A 20855-nucleotide genomic window follows, 5' to 3' on the forward strand; every position below is an offset into this window, starting at 1 on the left:
CTTTACTCATTTTAACGTGATTAAAATGCTTTAGCAAGCTATTGGAGGAATTTTTTTATGGTAAAACGATTGATTAGCGCCAATCCCAGTGATGTGGCGAAGATGAATGGTTCAGAATTGAAGCAAGCGATTAAAGCCAGTGAAGGACGAACCATCTGTGTGGAAAATGTAGTAGGTGCAATGCCCCAATCAGGGGATTTAACCAATGCAGAAGTGGCCAAAGCTTTTGGTGCGGACTTGATCTTGTTAAATGGCTTCGATTGTTTCCGGCCGATTGTGATGGGGGTTCCAGGAATTCCTTTTGATCGTGTGTTGGGACCAGAAGAAGAAATCGAAAATCCAATTCCGATTTTGAAGCACTTAACCGGTCGGCCGATTGGGATCAATTTGGAACCTGTGGCAGAAAACAGTGACTTAATGAGTGAACAAGTGGTGATCTCTGCCGGTCGTACCAGTTCTGTGGCAACGATTCAAAAAGCAGAAGAAATGGGCGTGGATTTTATTTGCTTTACGGGGAATCCAGGAACCGGTGTGACAAATGAAGCAATCGCCCAAGCCGTGAAGACGGCAAAGGAACATTTTTCTGGTTTGATTATCGCTGGGAAGATGCACAGTGCCGGCTCCAGTGAACCAGTGGTGACCAAAGAAGCGATTGAAGCCTATGTTAATGCCGGAGCGGATGTTTTACTGCTGCCAGCTGTAGGGACGATTCAAGGCTTTTTGGAAAGTGATTTAATTGAGGCCGTGAAGTTTGCGAAAGAACGGGGTTTATTGACGATGACTGCCATCGGTACGAGTCAAGAAAGTGCTCGGCCGGAGACGTTGCGCCAAATCGCTTTAACCGCGAAAACGTGCGGGGTGGATATTCAGCATATTGGGGATGCCGGGTACGGTGGTTTAGCACCAGCGGAAAACATCTTTGAAATGTCAATCGCCATTCGGGGGATGCGCCATACCTTATACCGTTGTGCGCAATCCGTGAACCGCTAATTTCAGCTTGATTGAATTTTAAAAAAGGAAAAACTAAAAAAGCCGTCTGACAAAAGGTTGTCAGGCGGTTTTTTGTGACTTGAGGAAAAAGTGTCTTAGGCGCTTTTGGTTAGGTCAAATCACTCCATTTTACTGCTCGTCCTAAAGCCACGTGGCGAATTTCATCGTAATGAACTTTCTCCCCGGCGATAAAGAGTCCCAGCTCATCATAGGCCTGGATTACGCCGACGATATTGGGCAAATAATGACCTTCTTGATCCAATTCTTCTTTTTGCAAAGTAATCGGTTGATTCTTCGTTAAAGCGGTGGTCAAAATTTGGTTGATCTCTCCTTGCATCATCAATGGTTTTTGGGGCCAAAGCACGGCTTGTTCTTTTTTTTCTTTGGTCAATTGGCTAGTGTGTTCGGAAAGGTAGAAGCCGTTCCATTTTAATTTTTTGCGATCTTGATAAGGGTGCAATTCATTTTTCATAAACCATCCAATCCTCCTGGGCCGCCCCCGGCATGACCGCCAACCAAGCCGGCTCGCTTGATGCTACGGGCGCCATTGACTTTACTTGTTGCGTGGACGATTGCGGTGAAGCCGTATTTTTCGCGAATGCGATCGATAATCTGATCCAGATGCTCCTCCTTGGCACTTTCTTCTGGCGAGGAAAAGAGATCCAATTGCCGGCTCTGGGTAAAAATCAGGCGGGAATAACTAATGCCCACGTGGCGAACGACTTGGCCGGTGTAGTATTTGCGAAAGAGTTGCAGGCAATAGTTCATTAATTTCTTGGTATTGTCCGTGGCGGGAATTTTCATCTGATGGGAAAAACCACTTTTTTCGCCCATGGCGCCGCCGATAAAAAGACTGACACACTGGGTTAAACAGCCGTGGCGGCGAATGCGAGCGGCGACTTGTTCCGCCATCTCTCGGACTACCAACTCGATTTCACTAGCATCGGTGTAGTTACGGGGTAAAACTTGGCTGTTGCTGTAGGATTTTTCTTTGGCCACAGGGGACGCTTCAGAGAGAATGGTGCGATCGATACCATTGGCGTGGTAGTAATGCTGCTGGCCCATGACGCCGAATTTTTGGTAGAGTAGCTCGGGCTCGGTATGGGCTAATTGCCAGATGGTGTCGATGCCCATGCGGTAGAAGTTCTTTTCCATCCGGGAACCGATACCCCAAAAATCTTGCATTCTCGGAATTTTCCAGACGGTTTCCGGGATGTCTTGGTATTGCCACTGGGCTCGGAATTTAGGATTGTGCTTGGCGCCGTTGTCCAAAGCTAATTTGGCCAAAAGCGGATTGTCCCCGATGCCTACGGAAAGCACTAAACCCAGCTTTTCTTCTGCTTCTTTTTGAATGCGTTTGGCAAAGCGCCAGCGTTTTTCTTGGCGACTTAAGCCGGTATCTGGAAAGAACAGTTGCATGGAGTCGGTCACATCAATCAAACTTTCATCGATGGAGTAGACGAGGTGGTCTTCTTCTGCCACGTATTCTTTGAGCAATTGATTGAATTTGACATTTTCTTGGATATAGAGATTCATCCGCGGGGGAACTTGCCATAAATCGGGATGATTGGGCAGGTTGTTTGCCCGAGTGACATTGGAAATGCCTAAGCGTTCTTTGGCAGCGGGAGAAGAAGCAAGAATCAGTCCTTTACCGGTATTGTCCGCCGTGCTCATTACCACTAACATCGTTGTTAAGGGATCAAGGCCGCGAACCGCACACTCCACGGTGGCGTAAAAAGATTTCACGTCTACAAAGAGGATGTCGCGCAAGGGCTCTTTTTCGTAGTCGAAATTCAACAATTCCCATAACCTCCTTTCTTAGTTAACTAAGCCTCTGGGTTTATTATACGAACGTATGTTTGTTCTGTAAAGCGAACAGTGGGAAAAAATCTCAGGAAACACAAGGAAAGCATTGAAAAGTGGCTGATTGATTGGCGCTAATCGTTTTGCTTTCTTGAAAAATGTAAGCGTGTTAAACTTTAATTAGCGTGAGGCTTTCTTGCTTGATAGAGGAAGTGGCTCACCTGAGAGTATCCACAATAGGAGGGAATCGCTTATGACGAAAGTAGGCAAAGAATTACTGGCAGAACTGACCGGAGCAGATACATTGGGACCGTTTGTGTCAATCATGCTCAACACCCACGTGGCCCATCAAGATGTGGAAAAAGATCAGATCAAGTTTAAGAATTTTGCAAAAGAAGCGAAAAAGCGTTTTGAGAAAAAGTATCCCGCTGAAGACTGGAACAACTATCAGACGAAGCTCGATGCCATTTTAGCTGACCAATCCTTCTGGCGCAGTGCTTCTAAAAGTGTAGCGGTCTTTGTGACGGCGCAAGATACTTGGATTCATCGCTTGCAAATCCCGATTGATGATCAATACTATGTGGGGGATACGCCTTATGTTTTAGGGGCGATTCGCAATGCCCAGTTTAACTATACCTATTATCTTTTGGCTTTAAATCGTGACTCCATGGCCTTGTACTTCGTGGACAATGGTCAAATTCATTCAGTGGACTTACCAGAAGGGGCACCGGTGGATGTACCCACGGCTTTAGGGGAAGAAATCACTGGAGGCAACTTGAATTATCGTTCCCAAGGGGGGCAAAATAGCGCCCAAGAAGCGGCTTATCACGGGGTGAATGCCAAAGATGAAGAGGTGGAAATCGACTGGAAGAATTACTACCAAGCTGTCGACACCTTCTTACGAGAAGACTTGGACAATGCTGCCGGTTACCCTTTGTACCTCTTTGCTTTACCGGAAAACCAAACCATGTTTAAAAAGTATGCCAAAGCACCGTTCTTTAGTACCGACGCGGCCGTTGATAGTTCTCCGGCTAACATCAGTAATGGCGACTGGGAAAAAGTGATTGCAGAAATTAGTAAGCAATTGGCTGAAAAAGAAGTAGCGGGTTATCAAAAACTTTTGGATAAGAAATTCATGGATCAGTTGGTGGATATTTTACCGGCTTCTAAAGAAGGGCGGGTGGCTAATTTATTTATTGCCACATCGAACTTGGTGGATGGCTTCGGGGAAGATCCCGATACGGAGTACGACCGCCGGCAAGTGTTGAATACGTTGGTTATCAATACTTTGAAAAACGGTGGGGAAGCCCATCTCTTAGCGCAAAAAGATGCGCCGGATGAAAAGAGCCTAACAGCTATTCTCCGTTACTAAAAAGTCACTTTTGAGCTAGCCCGAGAACTTGTTTCTCGGGCTAGCTTTTTAAGGAAGTGCAAAAAGATTGGGCAGGGACTATTTTCTATGGTACAATATGAGTTGTAGTTTTTGTTAAGGGATCTTATGGTAGGTTTGTTTGGTAAACATCTTTCCCATGAACACCCGATACATGAAATTGCACAATCAAAACGTGGGAAAACCCCACCAGGAGGATACTTAACATGCAAACAGGTACTGTAAAATGGTTCAACGCTGACAAAGGCTTCGGATTTATCACTGCGGAAGACGGCAACGATGTATTCGTTCACTTCTCAGCTATCCAAGGCGACGGATTCAAAACTTTAGAAGAAGGTCAAGCAGTGACTTTCGATGTTGAAGAAGGTCAACGTGGCCCTCAAGCAACAAACGTTGTTAAAGCGTAATTTTATTTGTCAATCATGAGTCTGGCGGTTTTTTCCCGTCAGGCTTTTTTTATTTGCCCCGGATTTGCGGGCGAGCAGTTGGACCATTGGTTGCTTGTAGCCAACATGCTGTAGTATAATTTTCCTCGATGTGAAAGTGAGGTGGCCAATCGTGAAAAATGATCAAATCTATGCGGTGGTAGACATTGAGACTACCGGAACAGATCCACAAACGGATCGGATCATTCAATTTGGCTGCGTTTTGGTAAAAAATGGGGAGATCATCAATCGCTTTGCCACCGATGTGAATCCCAATAAGATGATTCCCAAACAGATTCAAAATTTAACGAAAATCACCAATGCCCGAGTGCAACGGGCGCCGTATTTTGAAGATATCGCTCCGACTTTATCAAACCTTTTAGCGGATACGGTCTTTGTGGCCCACAATATTTATTTTGATTATCAATTTTTGAACCATGAGCTTTTGCGCTGTGGGATGCCGAAACTTACGATTCCCGGCATTGATACGGTGGAATTGGCCCAGATTTTTTTGCCGAAAGAACCGAGCTTTCGCTTAATGGACTTGGCCAATCGTTTCGGCTTGACCCATGAAAATCCCCACCAAGCCGATAGTGATGCGGAAGTGACGGCTATGTTGCTCCTGTATATCGAGTCCGTTATGCGCTCATTGCCTTTGGTGACCATGGAGCAGATTGCACGCCTTGCCAGTCATATGGGGATGCAGACGGGAACCTTTATTAAAAAAGTCACCCAAGAGATGCGCCAGTTGACGACACCGTTACCTGAGGAGTTGATGGTTGTTTCTGGGATTGCATTAAAGAGGAAAACCGTGCCGTTTTTTTCCTATAATCTATATGAAAAAAACTTTCCTCTGAAAAAGCGAGGCAAAGAAAAACTATTTGGAGACAAGTTGGTATTTTATAAGGAACAAGCTCGCTTGATGAACTTGGTGTACCGGCATTTTGCCCCTGAAGTAGCCCCTGCAAGTGATACGCCAGATAAAAAGCCGACGCAAAAGGATCTCTTGATTGAAGCTGCTACCGGAATGGGGAAGACTATCGGCTATCTGTTGCCCTTGGCGTATTTGGCGACACCAGAGCAACCTTTAGTTGTCAGCACGGCCTCTTTGTTATTGCAAGATCAACTGCTGACCCAAGATGTGCCTAAGGTCAATGCCGTCTTACCGCAGCCTTTAGTAGGTACGGTGATTAAAGGGCAGCGGCATTACTTAGACTTGGCTCGCTTTCAAGCCAAGCTCACAACGGCTCCCCAACAAAAACAGTATCAATTGTATCAAATGGCAACTTTGGTTTGGTTGACCCAAACGACCACAGGGGATTTTGATGAGTTAAACCTCGTTTCCTTGAAACATCCTTTCTTTCAAGATGTCTGTCATCGTGGATTGGCTAGTTTGGAAAAGGACAGTCCTTTTTATGCCCATGATTTTCTGCGTTTTTTAAGTAAACGCATGAAAGCTAGTAATTTATTAATCGTCAATCATGCCTTTTTAGCTCGGGAATCCTTGCGCAAGGAACCCTTTTTACCCCAAAGTCGCTATTTGATTATCGACGAGGCCCATCACTTGGCCACAAGTTGTGAGCAAGCAGAGCGCCAGTGCGTGGCCACGGGGGCATTTCGCAAAAGTATGCATCAAGTGACCGCGGAAAAGGGCTTATTTGAACAAGTGGCGGCACTTTTTGAAAGCCAACCGCAGTTTCTATCTCACTTGGGAATTTACGCCCAAGAGTTACAAGGTTTAGTGGAAAATCAAGAAATCCTCTTAACCGCATTACTGGAGGAAACGACTACCTCTGAGGAAATCGTAATCACCCAAGAGCAAATGATGTCGCTGCCTTTAGAAGCTCAAAAAGCCAAGAGTAAAATCTTGTTGTATTACGAAGAAGCGGCTTGGTTGAGCCGAGAACTACGCAAAGCCAGTCAAAATGCCGAGCTGACCATGACCACTACTGAAGAATTACTCGTGACTGACTTTCAGGAGTACCTGGCTAGTGTCAATGAGCAAGGACTGATGATGAAAAACTGGTTAACAGACTGGCGGCAAGAACTTGTTCACTTTTTAGTACCGGATAAAAATCGTCTGACAGGGGAGTGTCAGCTTTTGGACTTGGCCGCTCCTTTGTTGCCACGCACTAAGTGGTATCCTCGATATGAAAAGATTCTGTACGTTGGGGGTACCTTGAAAGTCAGTGGCAATCAGCACTATATCAGTCGTCGTTTGGGCATCCCGGAGGCGCCTTTAAAAGTGGTACCGGCACCTTTTGATTATGGAACACAAACTCAGCTATTGGTGCCTGCAGAAGGACCACTCATCAATGAACAAAGCCCAGAAGAATACGACGCGTACTTGATTCGAACCATTGAAGGACTGATTCGCAGTGTGTCTCGACCAATTTTGATCCTCTTTACCGCTCACGATGTTTTGCAAAAGGTGTACAGTGCGTTACACAAACAGTTTCTTGTGGAAGGACGGGAGATTTTGGCCCAAGGTATGGGAGGCAGTCGGGAAAAACTGTTGCGACGCTTCAGTCGTTCCAAAGACAGTGTCCTGTTAGGTGCGGATAGTTTTTGGGAAGGGGTGGATTTGCCGGGAGAGCAACTGGAAGTATTGGTTGTGACCAGACTCCCCTTTGAAAATCCTAAGCGGCCTTTGGTGGCAGCCCGCAATCGTTATTTGGAAGAACAAGGCTTGAATCCTTTTAGTCAAGTTGCACTCCCTCAGGCGGCTCTGCGTTTACGCCAAGCATATGGACGCTTGGTACGCAGCCCTCAGGATCGTGGTGTGATGATTGTTTTGGATCGCCGGTTGGTCACCAGTTATTATGGGCACCGCTTGACGAAGGCCTTTCCTAAGAAGGTCAAAGCTCAAGAATGCTCCATCAAACAGCTAGAAGAAAAGCTATCTTGGTTAAAAAAAGCTACCGACAGCGAAAAAAATGAGTAAATATGCAAAAAAATCTGGTATAATGAAATCACCTGAAAATACGGCTGAAATAATTTGTTTTCGAAATAATGTTCGTGTTTTCTCAGGCTTTTGCCAGTAGTCAGGAGAATTTAGATGACAACAACAGAAAAGAAGGATCGTCGTTTAGAATGGGGCTTGGTGACACTAATCTTGGTGTTACTAGCTTTGATTGTCGGTTTCGTCACAGTGATGTACCGCAGCAATCGCCCCTATGCCCAAGCAGAAGAAGAGGCGACGGCTATTGCCAAGAAGTACACCGATTTAACGAAAGTTTCGGATTTTTATTGGTTTACTCGAGATGAGACGTATTTTAGTTTGTTGGGAGCAGACAAAAAGGGCAATGAGATTGCGGTCATCGTGCCCAAAGACGGCAATAAAGTCACCGTTTTAAACCAAAAAGATGGTGTTAGTGAGTTAGCCGCTATGCAAAATGTGGCTAAAGCTTATCCAAAAGAAAAGGTCAAACAAGCCAAATTAGGGATTTACAAAGAAGCCCCCGTCTGGGAAGTCACCACGACTTCTGATTCTGGGAAGGTAAATTACGTGTTAGTATCTTTTGATAAAGGTGAAGAAATCAAGAAAGTCAGCGATATCTAAAAGGGAGAGGATCTTCATGAAATTATCCAAACGGGCAATGCAATTGGAACCATCGGTCACTTTGGCAGCAGCAGCGAAAGCCAAACAATTAAAATCAGAGGGCTATGACGTCTTGAGCCTGACTGTGGGAGAGCCGGACTTTCCGACGCCGGAAAACATTCGCGAAGCAGCTGTGACAGCCATTCGCAGCGGGGAAGCAAGCTTTTATACGCAAGCTGCCGGGATTCCCGAATTGCGTCGGGCGGTGGTCGATTACATGAAGACCTATTACGGTTTGGATTACGGGATTGAAGAAACTATCGTGACGGATGGGGCTAAGTTCGCTTTGTATGCTTTGTTCCAAGCTATTTTGGATAAAGGAGACGAAGTGATTATCCCGGTGCCATACTGGGTCAGCTACGCGGAACAAGTTAAGTTGGCAGAAGGGGTGCCGGTTTTTGTGGAAGGTCTGCAAGAAGCAGATTTTAAAGTCACTGTGCCCCAGCTTGAAGCGGCTCGTACCGAAAAAACCGTGGCAGTTTTATTGAATTCTCCATCAAATCCCACGGGGATGATTTATACGAAGGACGAACTGCGAGCGATTGGAGAATGGGCTGTGGAGCACGGCTTGTTGATTATCGCCGACGATATTTACGGTCGTTTGGTTTATAACGGCAATACTTTTACACCAATGGCCACAGTTAGCCGGGAGATTCGCAAAAATACCATCGTCATTAATGGGGTCTCTAAGACCTATGCCATGACCGGTTGGCGGATTGGCTTTGCTATTGGGAATAAAGAAATCATCGCCGCCATGGCTAAAATCACATCCCAATCTACTAGTAATCCAACAGCTGCCAGTCAGTACGCGGCTTTAGAAGCCTTAACAGGAGAGCAAGACTCCGTGGAACTCATGCGACAAGCCTTTGAAGAACGATTGAATAAACTCTATCCACTGGTAGCGGCGATTCCTGGGGTGAAATTGACCAAGCCACAAGGCGCTTTTTATCTCTTCCCCAATATGGCAGGGACGATGGAACTGTGTGGCTATGACAATGTCACGACCTTCGTCAATGATTTGTTGGAAGATGCACTGGTGGCTACCGTAACCGGGGCCGGCTTTGGCGCTCCGGAAAATCTCCGGATTAGCTACGCTGCAGACTGGGATACCTTGGAAGAGGCCGTTCGTCGCATTACTGCCTTTGTCGAGAAAAAACGCTTGAAATAACGTATCTTGTTAACCGCCAAAATAGTTGGCGGTTTTTTTGTAGGAATAGGAAGCAAAGAGGAAAATCCCCGGTTTATCCTGAAGAAAAAAGGACTGGTTGTTGAAAAATAGCCGCGAAACGATTACAATCGATTTTGATAACAAAAAGACAGGAGAGACAACTGTGGAAAGAATTCAAATTATTGATGCCAAGAACCACGTAGGCCAAACCGTGCAAATCGGTGCCTGGGTGGCGAATAAACGCTCCAGTGGGAAAATCGCATTTCTCCAATTACGAGACGGTACCGCTTATTTCCAAGGGGTAGTGGTAAAAAGTGAAGTAGCGGAAGAAACCTTCCAATTAGCTAAAAACTTAAACCAAGAAACCGCTGTGCTAATCACCGGTGAAATTCGGGAAGACACCCGTTCTAAATTCGGCTACGAAATCGGTATTGCCGGTATTGAAGTCGTAGGGGAAAGCCACGAATATCCGATTACACCAAAAGAACACGGGACCGACTTTTTGATGGATCACCGTCATCTGTGGTTGCGTTCTTCAAAACAACACGCGATTATGCAAATTCGTAACGAATTGATTCGGGCAACTTACGAATTCTTCAATCAAAACGGTTTTGTGAAAATCGATCCCCCAATCTTAACCGGCTCTGCTCCAGAAGGCACCACCGACCTATTTGAAACCAACTACTTTGATCAAAAAGCCTATCTTTCTCAATCTGGTCAGCTTTACATGGAAGCTGCGGCTATGGCTTTTGGCAAGGTCTTCTCCTTTGGTCCAACATTCCGGGCTGAAAAATCCAAGACTCGTCGTCACTTGATTGAATTCTGGATGATTGAACCAGAAATGGCTTTTGCTCATCAAGAAGAAAGTCTAGAAGTCCAAGAACAGTATGTGGCATTCTTAGTCCAAAGCGTCTTAGACAACTGCGACTATGCGCTACATGTTTTGGAACGAGATCGCAACGTGCTCGAAAAATACACCCAGTTGCCATTCCCACGAATTTCCTATGATGATGCCATTGAACTATTGAAGAAAAATGGGTTTGAGGGAATTGAATGGGGCGATGACTTTGGTTCCCCACATGAAACCTTTATCGCTAACTCCTTCGATCGCCCAGTGTTCATCTTGAACTATCCAAAAGCAATCAAGCCGTTTTACATGAAACCACATCCAACGAGAGAAGATGTAGTAATTTGTGCGGATATGATTGCCCCAGAAGGTTACGGCGAAATCATCGGCGGTAGCGAACGGGCTACGGATTATGAGTACCTTTTGGAACAAATCAAAACCCATGGCTTAGATCCAGAAGAATACGCATGGTATTTGGACTTGCGGAAATACGGTTCCGTTCCTCACGCCGGTTTCGGTCTAGGCTTAGAACGTACGGTTACGTGGTTAGCCGGTATTGAACATGTGCGGGAAGCCATTCCATTCCCACGCTTGTTGAACCGGATTTATCCTTAATAAAGTGTGTAGTAGAACCCTTAGCTTTGGCTGAGGGGTTTTTTTTGCAGAAAAAGAAGTAATTTAGAAGAAAGAATACTCTCATTGTTTTTGAAATAAGTTATTATCGTTTATAATTAAGTGAAAGGGGTTTCTGCGGAAAATGAGTGAGTATTCCAGATAGGAGGATTAATGATGAAAAGAGGGATTAGGTTAATTAGTTGGTTAGCAGTCTTTTTGGTCATGATGCAAGGTGTGGTACCTGTGTTAGGGGCTACAGATGAAAAGTTACAGGAGGAGAGCTCGGAGATTTTTTCAAAGGCCGACTCATCTATTGAAAAAAAAGAAAATGAAACTAGTAGCATTATCACAAACGAAGCTGTGGAAAGTAGCTCAAGTAAGGATACCATCACCCCCCCAGTTGGTAATGGATCGCAAGTTAGTAGCGAATCAGTAGAAAATGAAGCACAGGGTTCTTCTGAAGATTCGCCTCTAAATGAAACTAGATTTCAACTAGCTTATCAGTTAGAGGATGAAATTTGGCATTACGCAATAGAAAATCAATTGAATATTGATAATCATGGCGAAGCAATAAAAGGTTTAAAGTTGCGAGGAATCGACCAGGAAGCAGGTAGCGAAGAGTCAATTCTGGAATTTCGGGGACATTACAGTGAAATAGGTTGGAACGCGGAAGGATTCAGTGATGAAGCTATTTTTTCAGAGCCAATCAATCAAACGCATGTTCTAGAGGCGTTTGCTTTACGCTTAAAAGAAAATCTAAGGGAAGAATATTCAGTTTACTATCAAGTTTACACTTCGGAGTTTAGCTGGTTAGGCTGGGCAAAAAATGGCGAGATAGCTGGTTCAATGGGATACGGTTGTGGGATTGAAAAGATTAATATCTGTATTCTACCAGCATCTGAAGAAGCACCGACTAACGGAAAGGATTCCTTTGTCGAACAAGTTGCTGTGAAAAATACTGCGACGATTCAAGAAATTTCCGCTAGTGTACAGTATCAAGCTCATGTGGAGTCTGTTGGTTGGCAAAATACTGTGAAAGATGGTGCAACTGCTGGGACAACAGGAGTTGCTAGACGGATAGAAGCGATAAAGCTAAATTTATCTTTAGTTGGTATTACAGGTGATATAGAATATCGCAGTCACATTGAGAATTTAGGGTGGTCTTCCTATAGTAGAGACGGAGCAATTTCTGGGACTACCGGTAGAAAGTTGCAGCTGGAGGCCTTACAAATTCGCTTAGTAGGTGAAGTAGCACAATTATACGATGTCTATTATCGAGTTCACGTGAAAGACTTTGGTTGGTTGGATTGGGCTAAAAATGATGTGATTGCTGGAACAACAGGCTTTAATTATCGGATTGAAGCTTATGAAGTTAGATTAGTTGAAAAAACAGGAATAGCTCCAGGCACGACGACACGTCCAAATGTCATTTTTAAACAGCCGAATATCAGATACAGTGCTCATGTGCAAGATTATGGTTGGACTTTAGGCACCCAAACTAACGGAAATATTGCAGGCACGACTGGTCGAGGCAAAAGAATTGAAGCTTTAAAAATGTCTGTAGATAACTTGCCGATGTCTGGAGGAGTTGAGTATCGCGTTCATGGAGCTAATTATGGTTGGCAAACTTATCGAAAAAATGGAGAAATTGCTGGTACTACTGGACAAGGTTTGAGAGTTGAGGCGGTGAACATCCGGTTGACTGGTGAAGTTGCGAAGCATTTTGATGTTTATTACCGTATTCACACTGAAAATCTAGGTTGGCTAGGTTGGGCTAAAAATGGTGAGCATGCTGGAACTACAGGGATGCGCTACCAAGCGGAAGGGCTTCAAGTTGTATTATTCTTGAAGGGAAGGTCAAATCTTGTTCAAAATAGTCAAAGCTATGTAACTCATAAAATAAATAGCATTAAGGCAGTTAGCCGTTATGTGAGGGTCTATAACAACAGTAATTCAGCTTTTTCCAATGAACCAACTCCATTTTCTACCAAAAATGCTAGTGTGGCACGCTTTCGGGGGTATATGGGACGAGCGATAAAAGAAGCTGATACTACAAGCGGACGCTATTACTTCCTTGTGGCACCTGGAGGAAACTTAGGATGGGTTAAAGCGAGTGAAACAGAAAATGTTCAAAGTAACTTTTGGATGTATAATACAGATGGCCCATACCCATCTTTGAATGTTTCAAATCTAAATATTTCAGTTTCGGTTAGTCAACAGCGAGTACGTATTCGTTCAGGATCAAGGACTTTGTATACGATGCTGTGCTCGACCGGTATGAATTTATGGCCAAGTACAAATAGCACGCCATACGGCAATTTTAGAATTCAGGCTGAAAAAGGAAGCTATTTCTGGAATTCTGGATCTGGAGGAGCTTTTTATCGATCTTTCCATGGACATGGTGTGTATCTATTTCATACGGTTCCGATTGCTACTCCGGGAACAACAGTCTTTAATTTGCGTGAAGCAGCAAAATTAGGACAACGGGCCTCTCATGGCTGTATCCGTTTATCGGTTCCAGATGCGAAGTGGTTCTATTACAATATGCCATATAACACACCGGTTCATATTTATTACTAGGTTTACTTTTAAATTATTACGTGGCCTGCAAGTGGTTACTTGCAGGCTTTTTTGATTCTAAAGAAGGAAATTAGGAAAAACTTATGCTTTTACTTGTGATTTCGTGGCCTTTATTTACTACAAGAATGAGTATGGTATAATAGCCCTTGTTGAACGACGAGATTGAAATAAGGAAGAAGTAGATGGATAAAATAATCATCAGTATTGTCACTTATAATAGTCCGGATGCTTTCGAGACCTTGAATCAGTTTCAAAGTATTGTGGAAAAGAACGATCGCTTTGAACTGTTTGTTTATGATAATCATTCGGAGTCGGCTTATGTTGAGAAACTCAAGTCATTCAAATTTGCAAACATTATAGAAGGTAGTGAGAATACTGGATTCGGTCATGGGCACAATGAAATTCTCTTACACCAAAGAGGAAAGTATGCTTTGATTTGTAACCCCGATATTGTTATCGAGGAAGCTGATCTTCAAGTACTGCTACAAAAAATCGAGGAAACACCGAATACGGTGGCAGCCTTTCCGAGTGTTTATAATTCCGATGGCACACCGCAATATTTGATTCGAAAGCGATTAGCGGTCTTTGATTACCTTCTTCGGTTTTTACCTAGCAAAACTCTTAAACGAATCTTTGAAAAACGGTTGAGCGATTTTGAATGTCGAAATTTATCTAATACAGAAGATACGGCTATTAAGATGGGATCTGGGTGTTTGATGTTAGTTGATCTAGAAAAATACAAAAAAATTGGTGGTTTTGATGAGCGATTTTTTATGTATTTTGAGGATAATGATTTATGCTTGCGCTTGGCTTCAGATGGTGATTCTCTACTTTATGTACCTTCAGCTAAAATTGTGCATCATTATGGAAAGGGGTCTCACCGTAGTTTTAAACTATTTGTCATTTTTATTCAGTCGATGATCAAATTCTTTAATAAGTGGGGATGGCGTTTTTTTTAATGGGCAAAAAAATTTACATTGTAATTGTATTGTACAAGCAAAAATGGGTTGATATTCCCAGCCGTGATTGTATAGAAAACCTAGTTCATCGGGATGCTGTAGAAATGCTCATTTACGACAATAGTCCAGAAGAACAAACGGTATCTTTTTTTGAAGAACAATCTGTGACTTACATTCATGATAGCATGAACCCCGGACTGGCGTCGGCCTACAATCAAGCTTTATCTTTTGCTAAGGACTTCGAATGGCTAGTTCTCTTAGATCAAGATACTAAGCTGTCCTCGTCTTTCTTTTATGAGATAGCAAAAGCGCAGCCTACAGACCAAGTAGTTTCATTGGTTCCACAAATTCTTTCTGGTAACCGGCAAATTTCGCCTGTGTTTTCTAATCAGTATGTTTCAAAAAAATCTATCTATCCTAAAGAAGGCTCATACTCTGAAATAATGGCGATTAACTCAGCATCCGTTCTTCGAGTGAGTTTTTTAAAAGAAATCGGGGGCTTCAATGAAGAGTTTCCTCTAGATTTTCTTGATCATTGGTTGTATTGGAAAATTAACGATGTCGGGAAAAAAGTACAAATTTTACCAGTAAAAATTCAGCATAGTTTGTCGGTTCTCGATTATACTACCTTGAAGTTTACACGTTACCAATCCATTTTAGCTGCGGAACGTTTGTTTTATGGGGAATATGCTGTGACATTAAAAAAGCAGCATCGTCGACATTTGCTGAAACGTGCGCTAAAACAATTTTTAACTGTCACTAATCGACGTTTTTGGAGATGTACGATTATCGAATGGTGGCACTTAATAGGAGGAAAAAGATGATTTCAGTTTGTCTTGCTTCTTATAATGGAGAAGCCTATATTCGTCAGCAAATTGATAGCATTTTGCCTCAATTAACTCTTGAAGATGAGCTGATTATTTCGGATGATGGGTCAAAAGATGACACTAGTCACATTTTGGCGTCTTATTCAGATAATCCTATTGTAAAGGTCTATCCCGGTCCAGGATTGGGTGTAGTGAAAAATTTTGAATCGGCTATTGCTCATGCTAAGGGAGACATGATCTTTTTAGCAGATCAAGATGATGTTTGGTTACCAGATAAGGTAGAAGAAATGGTGCGAGTTTTTACTGAGTCTCCTGATACTTTAGTAGTTGTTTCAGATTTAACTATTGTAGATAGCCAGTTGGAGACAATTGAACCTTCGTATTTTGATTATCGACAAGTGAAAATTGGCTTTTTTCATAATTTGCTACGCAATGGCTATATCGGAGCGGGAATGGCGTTTCGTAGTAATTTAAAAAAGAAAATTTTGCCTTTTCCTGAGAAATTACCAATGCATGATATGTGGATTGGTTTGTTAGCACGCAACAAAGTAGTTTTTGTAAAGAAACAGCTAACACTTTATCGCCGACATAATGAAAACGCCAGTGAAATTCAATCTACTAGTAGCTTTTATCAAAAATTTATCTGGCGCCTGGATTTAATCATGAGTCTTATTCGCAATAGCTTAAAACATGGATTATGAAAGCCTTTTGTTCATTACAGTTATATTTCAAAATGCATTAAGTTGTGACAAATAAAAAGCTTCATGAGATAATACGGAAGTGTGCTTTAAAATACCTTTTAAAAGGAGCGGTTCTATGAAAGGAATCATTTTAGCCGGGGGCAGTGGCACCCGTCTGTATCCATTAACCAAAGCGACATCAAAACAACTGATGCCCATTTATGACAAACCCATGATTTATTACCCGATGTCTACATTAATGTTGGCGGGAATCAAGGAAATCTTAATCATTTCCACTCCACAAGATACGCCACGGTTTGAAGAACTATTCGGGGATGGCTCTGATTTAGGCTTATCCATTGAATATGCGGTCCAAGAAAGTCCAGATGGCTTGGCGCAAGCCTTTATCCTAGGAGCAGACTTTATCGGTAATGACAGTGTCTGCTTGATTCTAGGGGACAATATCTACTACGGTGGTGGCTTGTCTAAAATGCTCCAACGGGCGGCGGCGAAAGAAAGTGGCGCGACCGTTTTCGGCTACCATGTAAATGATCCAGAACGCTTTGGTGTGGTGGAATTTGATAATGACATGAATGCTGTTTCCATTGAAGAAAAACCAACGGAACCTAAATCCAATTATGCGGTTACCGGATTGTATTTCTACGACAATGACGTGGTAGAAATTGCGAAAAACATCAAGCCTTCTCCTCGAGGGGAATTGGAAATCACAGATGTGAACCAAGCTTACTTGGAGCGGGGCAAACTGGCAGTAGAAGTCATGGGTCGAGGCTTTGCCTGGTTAGATACGGGCACCCATGAGTCATTACTGGAAGCGTCCACCTTTATCGAAACCATTGAAAAACGACAAAACTTAAAAGTCGCGTGCTTAGAAGAGATTGCCTATCGCATGGGCTATATCGATCAAGCCAAATTGTTGGAATTAGCACAACCACTAAAGAAAAATCAATACGGGCAATATTTGCTCCGTTTAGCAGAAGAGGCGTAAGAAAATGGGACAAATTAACGTAACAAAAACCAACTTAACCGATGTACTTATCGTGGAACCCGCAGTCTTTGGGGATCACCGAGGCTTTTTCACGGAAAGCTATTCTGAAGAAGACTTTAAAGCAGCAGGAATTACTGCGAACTTTGTGCAAGATAACCATTCCTTGTCCAGCCAAGCCGGCGTTTTGCGCGGCTTACACTTCCAAAAAGGGGCAGCGGCGCAAACAAAATTGATTCGAGTGGTCACTGGAGCTGTTTTAGACGTAATCGTGGACATCAGAAAAGGTAGTCCAACTTATGGCAAATGGGAAGGCTACATCTTATCCGAAGCCAATCATCGTCAGCTGTTGGTACCTAAAGGTTTTGCCCATGGCTTTGTGACCTTGACAGATAATGTCAACTTCTTGTACAAGTGTGACAACTACTATAATGCGGAAGCAGACGGTGGCATCGCCTTTGACGACCCTGATTTGGCCATTGACTGGCCGATTAATATCAAAAAAGCTATTCTTTCTGAAAAAGACCAACATCATCCAACCTTGAAAGAATTTTCAGCGGAAAATCCTTTCGTCTATGGTGAAATTTAAGGAGAAAACTCATGAAAAAGATTATTGTAACTGGTGGTGCCGGCTTTATCGGCTCAAACTTTGTACATTATGTGGTAAATCATCATCCAGAAGTCCACGTGACGGTTTTAGATAAATTAACTTACGCAGGCAACCGGGCCAACTTAGATGGCCTTCCAGAAGATCGCGTGAAATTAGTGGTTGGGGACATTGCCGATGCCGAACTCGTGGAAAGCTTAGTGAAAGACACGGATGCGGTGGTCCATTACGCAGCGGAATCTCACAATGACAATTCCTTGCAAGATCCATCTCCTTTTATTCAAACCAATATTGTCGGGACGTTTACGTTATTAGAAGCGTGCCGGAAATACAACGTGCGTTACCACCACGTCTCCACGGATGAAGTGTATGGGGACTTACCACTACGAGAAGACTTGCCAGGTCATGGGGAAGGCCCCGGCGAGAAATTCACCGCAGAAACACCTTACAATCCTTCCAGTCCTTACTCTGCATCAAAAGCTAGTTCGGACTTGTTGGTGCGCGCGTGGGTTCGTTCGTTTGGCCTACAAGCGACGATCTCCAACTGTTCCAATAACTACGGTCCTTACCAACACATCGAAAAATTCATTCCACGCCAAATTACCAATATCCTCAGTGGGATTCGGCCAAAATTATACGGTGACGGTAAAAATGTCCGAGACTGGATTCATACCAACGATCATTCTTCCGCAGTGTGGTTGATTTTGACTAAAGGCCAAATTGGCGAAACGTACTTAATCGGTGCCGATGGAGAAGAAGACAATAAAACTGTCTTGGAATTAATCTTGGAAATGATGGGCAAAGACAAGGACGATTACGATCATGTGAACGACCGTCCGGGGCACGATTTGCGCTACGCTATTGATTCCACTCGCCTAAGAGAAGAATTAGGTTGGCAACCAGAGTTCACTAACTTTAAAGACGGCTTGGCCCATACCATCGAGTGGTATACGGAGCACGAAGACTGGTGGCAAGCAGAAAAAGCTGCTGTGGAAGCCAAATATGCTGAAAACGGTCAATAAATTCTGTCCACTTGCCCAACTGAGTTAAACTAGTTGGGCAAGTTTGGGGCAGGAGACAGTCTGAATAATGGAGGCAACGAAATGATTTTACTAACAGGGGGCAACGGTCAACTAGGCACAGAACTCCAACATCTACTAAACGAACAAGGTCAAGAATTCGTGGCCACAGACGTGAAAGAATTAGATATTACGAATGCTGAAGCGACCATGGAGTACATCCAAAAACTTCAGCCGACGATTATTTATCATTGTGCGGCCTATACTGCGGTGGACAAAGCCGAAGAAGAAGGCAAAGAACTAGACGAAAAAATTAATGTGGATGGCACCCGTAATGTTGCCTTAGCAGCAAAAGCGGTGGATGCATTGTTGGTTTACGTTAGTACCGACTATGTCTTTGATGGAAAGTTGAAAGACGGGGAATATGCTGTGGATGCGCCGACGAATCCGTTAAACGAATATGGTCGGACGAAATTACTCGGAGAACAAGCGGTGGAAGAGATCATGGAGCGCTATTACATCATCCGGACTTCTTGGGTCTTTGGTCAATACGGGCACAACTTTGTCTTCACCATGCAAAGCTTGGCGGAAACTCATCCGAAATTAACAGTGGTCAACGATCAATTTGGTCGACCAACTTGGACGCGGACATTGGCAGAATTCATGACTTTTGCGGTAGAAAAACAAGCGCCTTATGGCGTGTATCATTTGTCTAATGACAACAGTTGTTCGTGGTACGAATTTGCCAAAGAAATTTTAAAAGATACAGATGTAGATGTTCAACCAGTGACTTCAGAACAATATCCTCAAAAAGCTATACGCCCTCAATATGCAGTCATGGACTTGAGTAAGACTAAGGCGTTGGGCTTTGAAATCCCGACTTGGGAAGAAGCATTGGCGCAAATGTTGGCGCAAGGAAAATAAATAGCGATTGCTAGAAAGAAGAATTCAGATGACAAAAATTTCCGTTTTTGGATTAGGATATGTTGGGCTCGCAAACGCATTGCTACTCTCTCAGAATGAGAATGTCACAGCGTATGATATTGTTGGCGAAAAAGTAGATATGTTGAATGATCGAAAATCGCCTATTGAAGATGCGGAAATCCATAAATTTTTACTAAGAGAAGATTTGAATATTCATTTTACGAAATCGTTCTTGGAAGCTGTACAATTTGCTGATTATTTGATTGTTGCAACCCCAACTGATTACGATGAGAAAAAAAATTATTTTGATACTTCTACTGTAGAGGATGTTATTTCGAAAGCATTAGAAATTCGTCCAGATGCAACTTTTATTATCAAATCGACTGTGCCGGTTGGTTATACAAATCAGATAAAAGAAAAATTCAAAACAGAAAATATTGTTTTTTCACCAGAGTTTTTACGTGAAGGAAAAGCACTGTATGATAATTTGCATCCAACAAGAATCGTAATTGGTGAGTGTTCTGACCGTGGGCAACAAATAGCTGATTTGTTTAAGGAAAACGCGGTAGATAATGAGATTCCGGTATTGTTGACGCACTCTACTGAAGCTGAAGCGATTAAATTATTTTCCAATACTTATCTAGCTTTACGAGTAGCTTTCTTCAATGAGCTTGATACTTATGCAGCAGTCCGGGATTTAAACTCTGGTCAAATAATTGAAGGTGTTGGCTTAGATCCTCGCATTGGTTCCCATTATAACAACCCTTCCTTTGGGTATGGTGGTTACTGCTTACCAAAAGATACTAAACAACTACGTGCTAATTTCGAAGATGTGCCAAACAATATCATTGGTGCAATCGTGGATGCCAATGTTACTAGAAAAGACTTTATTGCTGAACAAATTCTAGAAAAAAATCCAAAAGTTGTTGGAATCTATCGATTGACAATGAAATCTAATTCCGATAATTTTAGATATTCTTCAATTCAAGGCGTTATGAAACGAATAAAGGCAAAAGGAATTGAAGTAGTGGTTTATGAGCCAACTTTATCAGAAGATACCTTTTTTAATTCTAAAGTCTTGAAAGATTTAGATGAATTTAAAGATATTTCAGATGTAATTGTTTCTAATCGATATGAAGAATCTTTATCTGATGTGATGGATAAAGTGTACACCCGTGATATTTTTCGACGAGATTAATAGTTGAGTAATTATATTCGATGCAGTCCTCTTGGTTTGAAAAAAACTTGGCTTTTTTGTAATTGCTGGGGCAATAACCAAAGCTCCAGCAATTATCCTTTTAGAAAATACTAATACATAGCTGTAAAAAATTCTTGATAGCTGATGTACCAATTTGATTTGGAGAGTTAGTCATTTTGGAAATAATGCTGAAATTATACAAATTAAAATTTCAGGTTA

Annotated in this window: 18 protein-coding genes; 16 read left to right on the forward strand and 2 right to left on the reverse strand. The window is 42.8% G+C overall.

All coding sequences use genetic code 11. The features are described 5' to 3' along the window. The first annotated feature begins 57 nt into the window (after positions 1-57). Positions 58-990: a DUF7916 family protein gene (locus I579_RS08655; protein ID WP_010753986.1), complete on the forward strand. Its 933-nt coding sequence runs from the start codon at positions 58-60 to the stop codon at positions 988-990. Between the two features lie 109 nt (positions 991-1099). Here the strand turns inward: I579_RS08655 and I579_RS08660 are convergent, their stop codons facing one another. Together I579_RS08660 and I579_RS08665 are read right to left on the reverse strand one after the other, a co-directional pair. Then, on the reverse strand, positions 1100-1462 hold the full coding sequence (locus tag I579_RS08660) for a hypothetical protein (RefSeq protein ID WP_010753985.1): 363 nt from the start codon (positions 1460-1462) through the stop codon (positions 1100-1102). Continuing rightward, positions 1459-2790, reverse strand: coding sequence for a Y-family DNA polymerase (locus I579_RS08665; protein WP_010753984.1), 1332 nt, complete (start codon positions 2788-2790; stop codon positions 1459-1461). Before I579_RS08665 ends, I579_RS08660 begins: the two co-directional genes overlap by 4 nt. A gap of 256 nt (positions 2791-3046) precedes the next feature. Here I579_RS08665 and I579_RS08670 point away from each other — a divergent pair, with 256 nt between their 5' ends. From I579_RS08670 to I579_RS08740, 15 genes are all read left to right on the forward strand, one after another. Continuing rightward, the gene (locus I579_RS08670) at positions 3047-4165 is read left to right on the forward strand and encodes a baeRF6 domain-containing protein (protein WP_010753983.1); all 1119 of its coding nucleotides are present in this window, start codon (positions 3047-3049) and stop codon (positions 4163-4165) included. 224 nt (positions 4166-4389) lie between these two features. Then, positions 4390-4590: a cold-shock protein gene (locus I579_RS08675; protein WP_010753982.1), complete on the forward strand. Its 201-nt coding sequence runs from the start codon at positions 4390-4392 to the stop codon at positions 4588-4590. A 151-nt stretch (positions 4591-4741) separates the two neighbouring features. Further along, entirely contained in the window at positions 4742-7552 is a 2811-nt protein-coding gene (locus tag I579_RS08680; RefSeq protein WP_010753981.1) for a helicase C-terminal domain-containing protein, read from the forward strand. Between the two features lie 114 nt (positions 7553-7666). Further along, positions 7667-8170, forward strand: a complete 504-nt coding sequence (locus tag I579_RS08685; RefSeq protein WP_010753980.1) for a cell wall elongation regulator TseB-like domain-containing protein — start codon at positions 7667-7669, stop codon at positions 8168-8170. Positions 8171-8186: 16 nt separating this feature from the next. After that, the gene (locus tag I579_RS08690; RefSeq protein ID WP_010753979.1) at positions 8187-9377 is read left to right on the forward strand and encodes a pyridoxal phosphate-dependent aminotransferase; all 1191 of its coding nucleotides are present in this window, start codon (positions 8187-8189) and stop codon (positions 9375-9377) included. Positions 9378-9540: 163 nt separating this feature from the next. Continuing rightward, on the forward strand, positions 9541-10839 hold the full coding sequence (asnS, locus tag I579_RS08695) for an asparagine--tRNA ligase (protein ID WP_010753978.1): 1299 nt from the start codon (positions 9541-9543) through the stop codon (positions 10837-10839). Between the two features lie 174 nt (positions 10840-11013). Further along, on the forward strand, positions 11014-13419 hold the full coding sequence (locus I579_RS12560; protein WP_010753977.1) for a L,D-transpeptidase family protein: 2406 nt from the start codon (positions 11014-11016) through the stop codon (positions 13417-13419). A 182-nt stretch (positions 13420-13601) separates the two neighbouring features. Further along, complete coding sequence (locus tag I579_RS08705; protein ID WP_010753976.1) at positions 13602-14378, forward strand: glycosyltransferase family 2 protein; 777 nt, start codon at positions 13602-13604, stop codon at positions 14376-14378. Then, on the forward strand, positions 14363-15202 hold the full coding sequence (locus tag I579_RS08710) for a glycosyltransferase (RefSeq protein ID WP_233419263.1): 840 nt from the start codon (positions 14363-14365) through the stop codon (positions 15200-15202). Before I579_RS08705 ends, I579_RS08710 begins: the two co-directional genes overlap by 16 nt. Continuing rightward, positions 15199-15906 carry a glycosyltransferase family 2 protein gene (locus I579_RS08715; protein ID WP_010753974.1) on the forward strand — a complete coding sequence of 236 codons (708 nt, stop codon included), beginning with the start codon at positions 15199-15201 and terminating at the stop codon, positions 15904-15906. Before I579_RS08710 ends, I579_RS08715 begins: the two co-directional genes overlap by 4 nt. Before the next feature lie 115 nt (positions 15907-16021). Then, complete coding sequence (gene rfbA, locus I579_RS08720) at positions 16022-16891, forward strand: glucose-1-phosphate thymidylyltransferase RfbA (protein ID WP_010753973.1); 870 nt, start codon at positions 16022-16024, stop codon at positions 16889-16891. Between the two features lie 4 nt (positions 16892-16895). After that, positions 16896-17477, forward strand: coding sequence for a dTDP-4-dehydrorhamnose 3,5-epimerase (rfbC, locus tag I579_RS08725; RefSeq protein WP_010753972.1), 582 nt, complete (start codon positions 16896-16898; stop codon positions 17475-17477). An 11-nt stretch (positions 17478-17488) separates the two neighbouring features. Then, positions 17489-18517, forward strand: a complete 1029-nt coding sequence (rfbB, locus tag I579_RS08730) for a dTDP-glucose 4,6-dehydratase (protein ID WP_010753971.1) — start codon at positions 17489-17491, stop codon at positions 18515-18517. A gap of 81 nt (positions 18518-18598) precedes the next feature. Continuing rightward, positions 18599-19438 (forward strand): dTDP-4-dehydrorhamnose reductase, encoded by an 840-nt coding sequence (gene rfbD / locus I579_RS08735; RefSeq protein WP_010753970.1) that lies wholly within the window; start codon positions 18599-18601, stop codon positions 19436-19438. A 28-nt stretch (positions 19439-19466) separates the two neighbouring features. Further along, positions 19467-20636 (forward strand): nucleotide sugar dehydrogenase, encoded by a 1170-nt coding sequence (locus I579_RS08740; protein WP_010753969.1) that lies wholly within the window; start codon positions 19467-19469, stop codon positions 20634-20636. The last annotated feature ends 219 nt before the right edge of the window (positions 20637-20855 follow it).

Origin of the sequence: Enterococcus asini ATCC 700915, from assembly GCF_000407365.1 — a bacterium.
In the GTDB taxonomy this organism is placed as follows: domain Bacteria; phylum Bacillota; class Bacilli; order Lactobacillales; family Enterococcaceae; genus Enterococcus_C; species Enterococcus_C asini.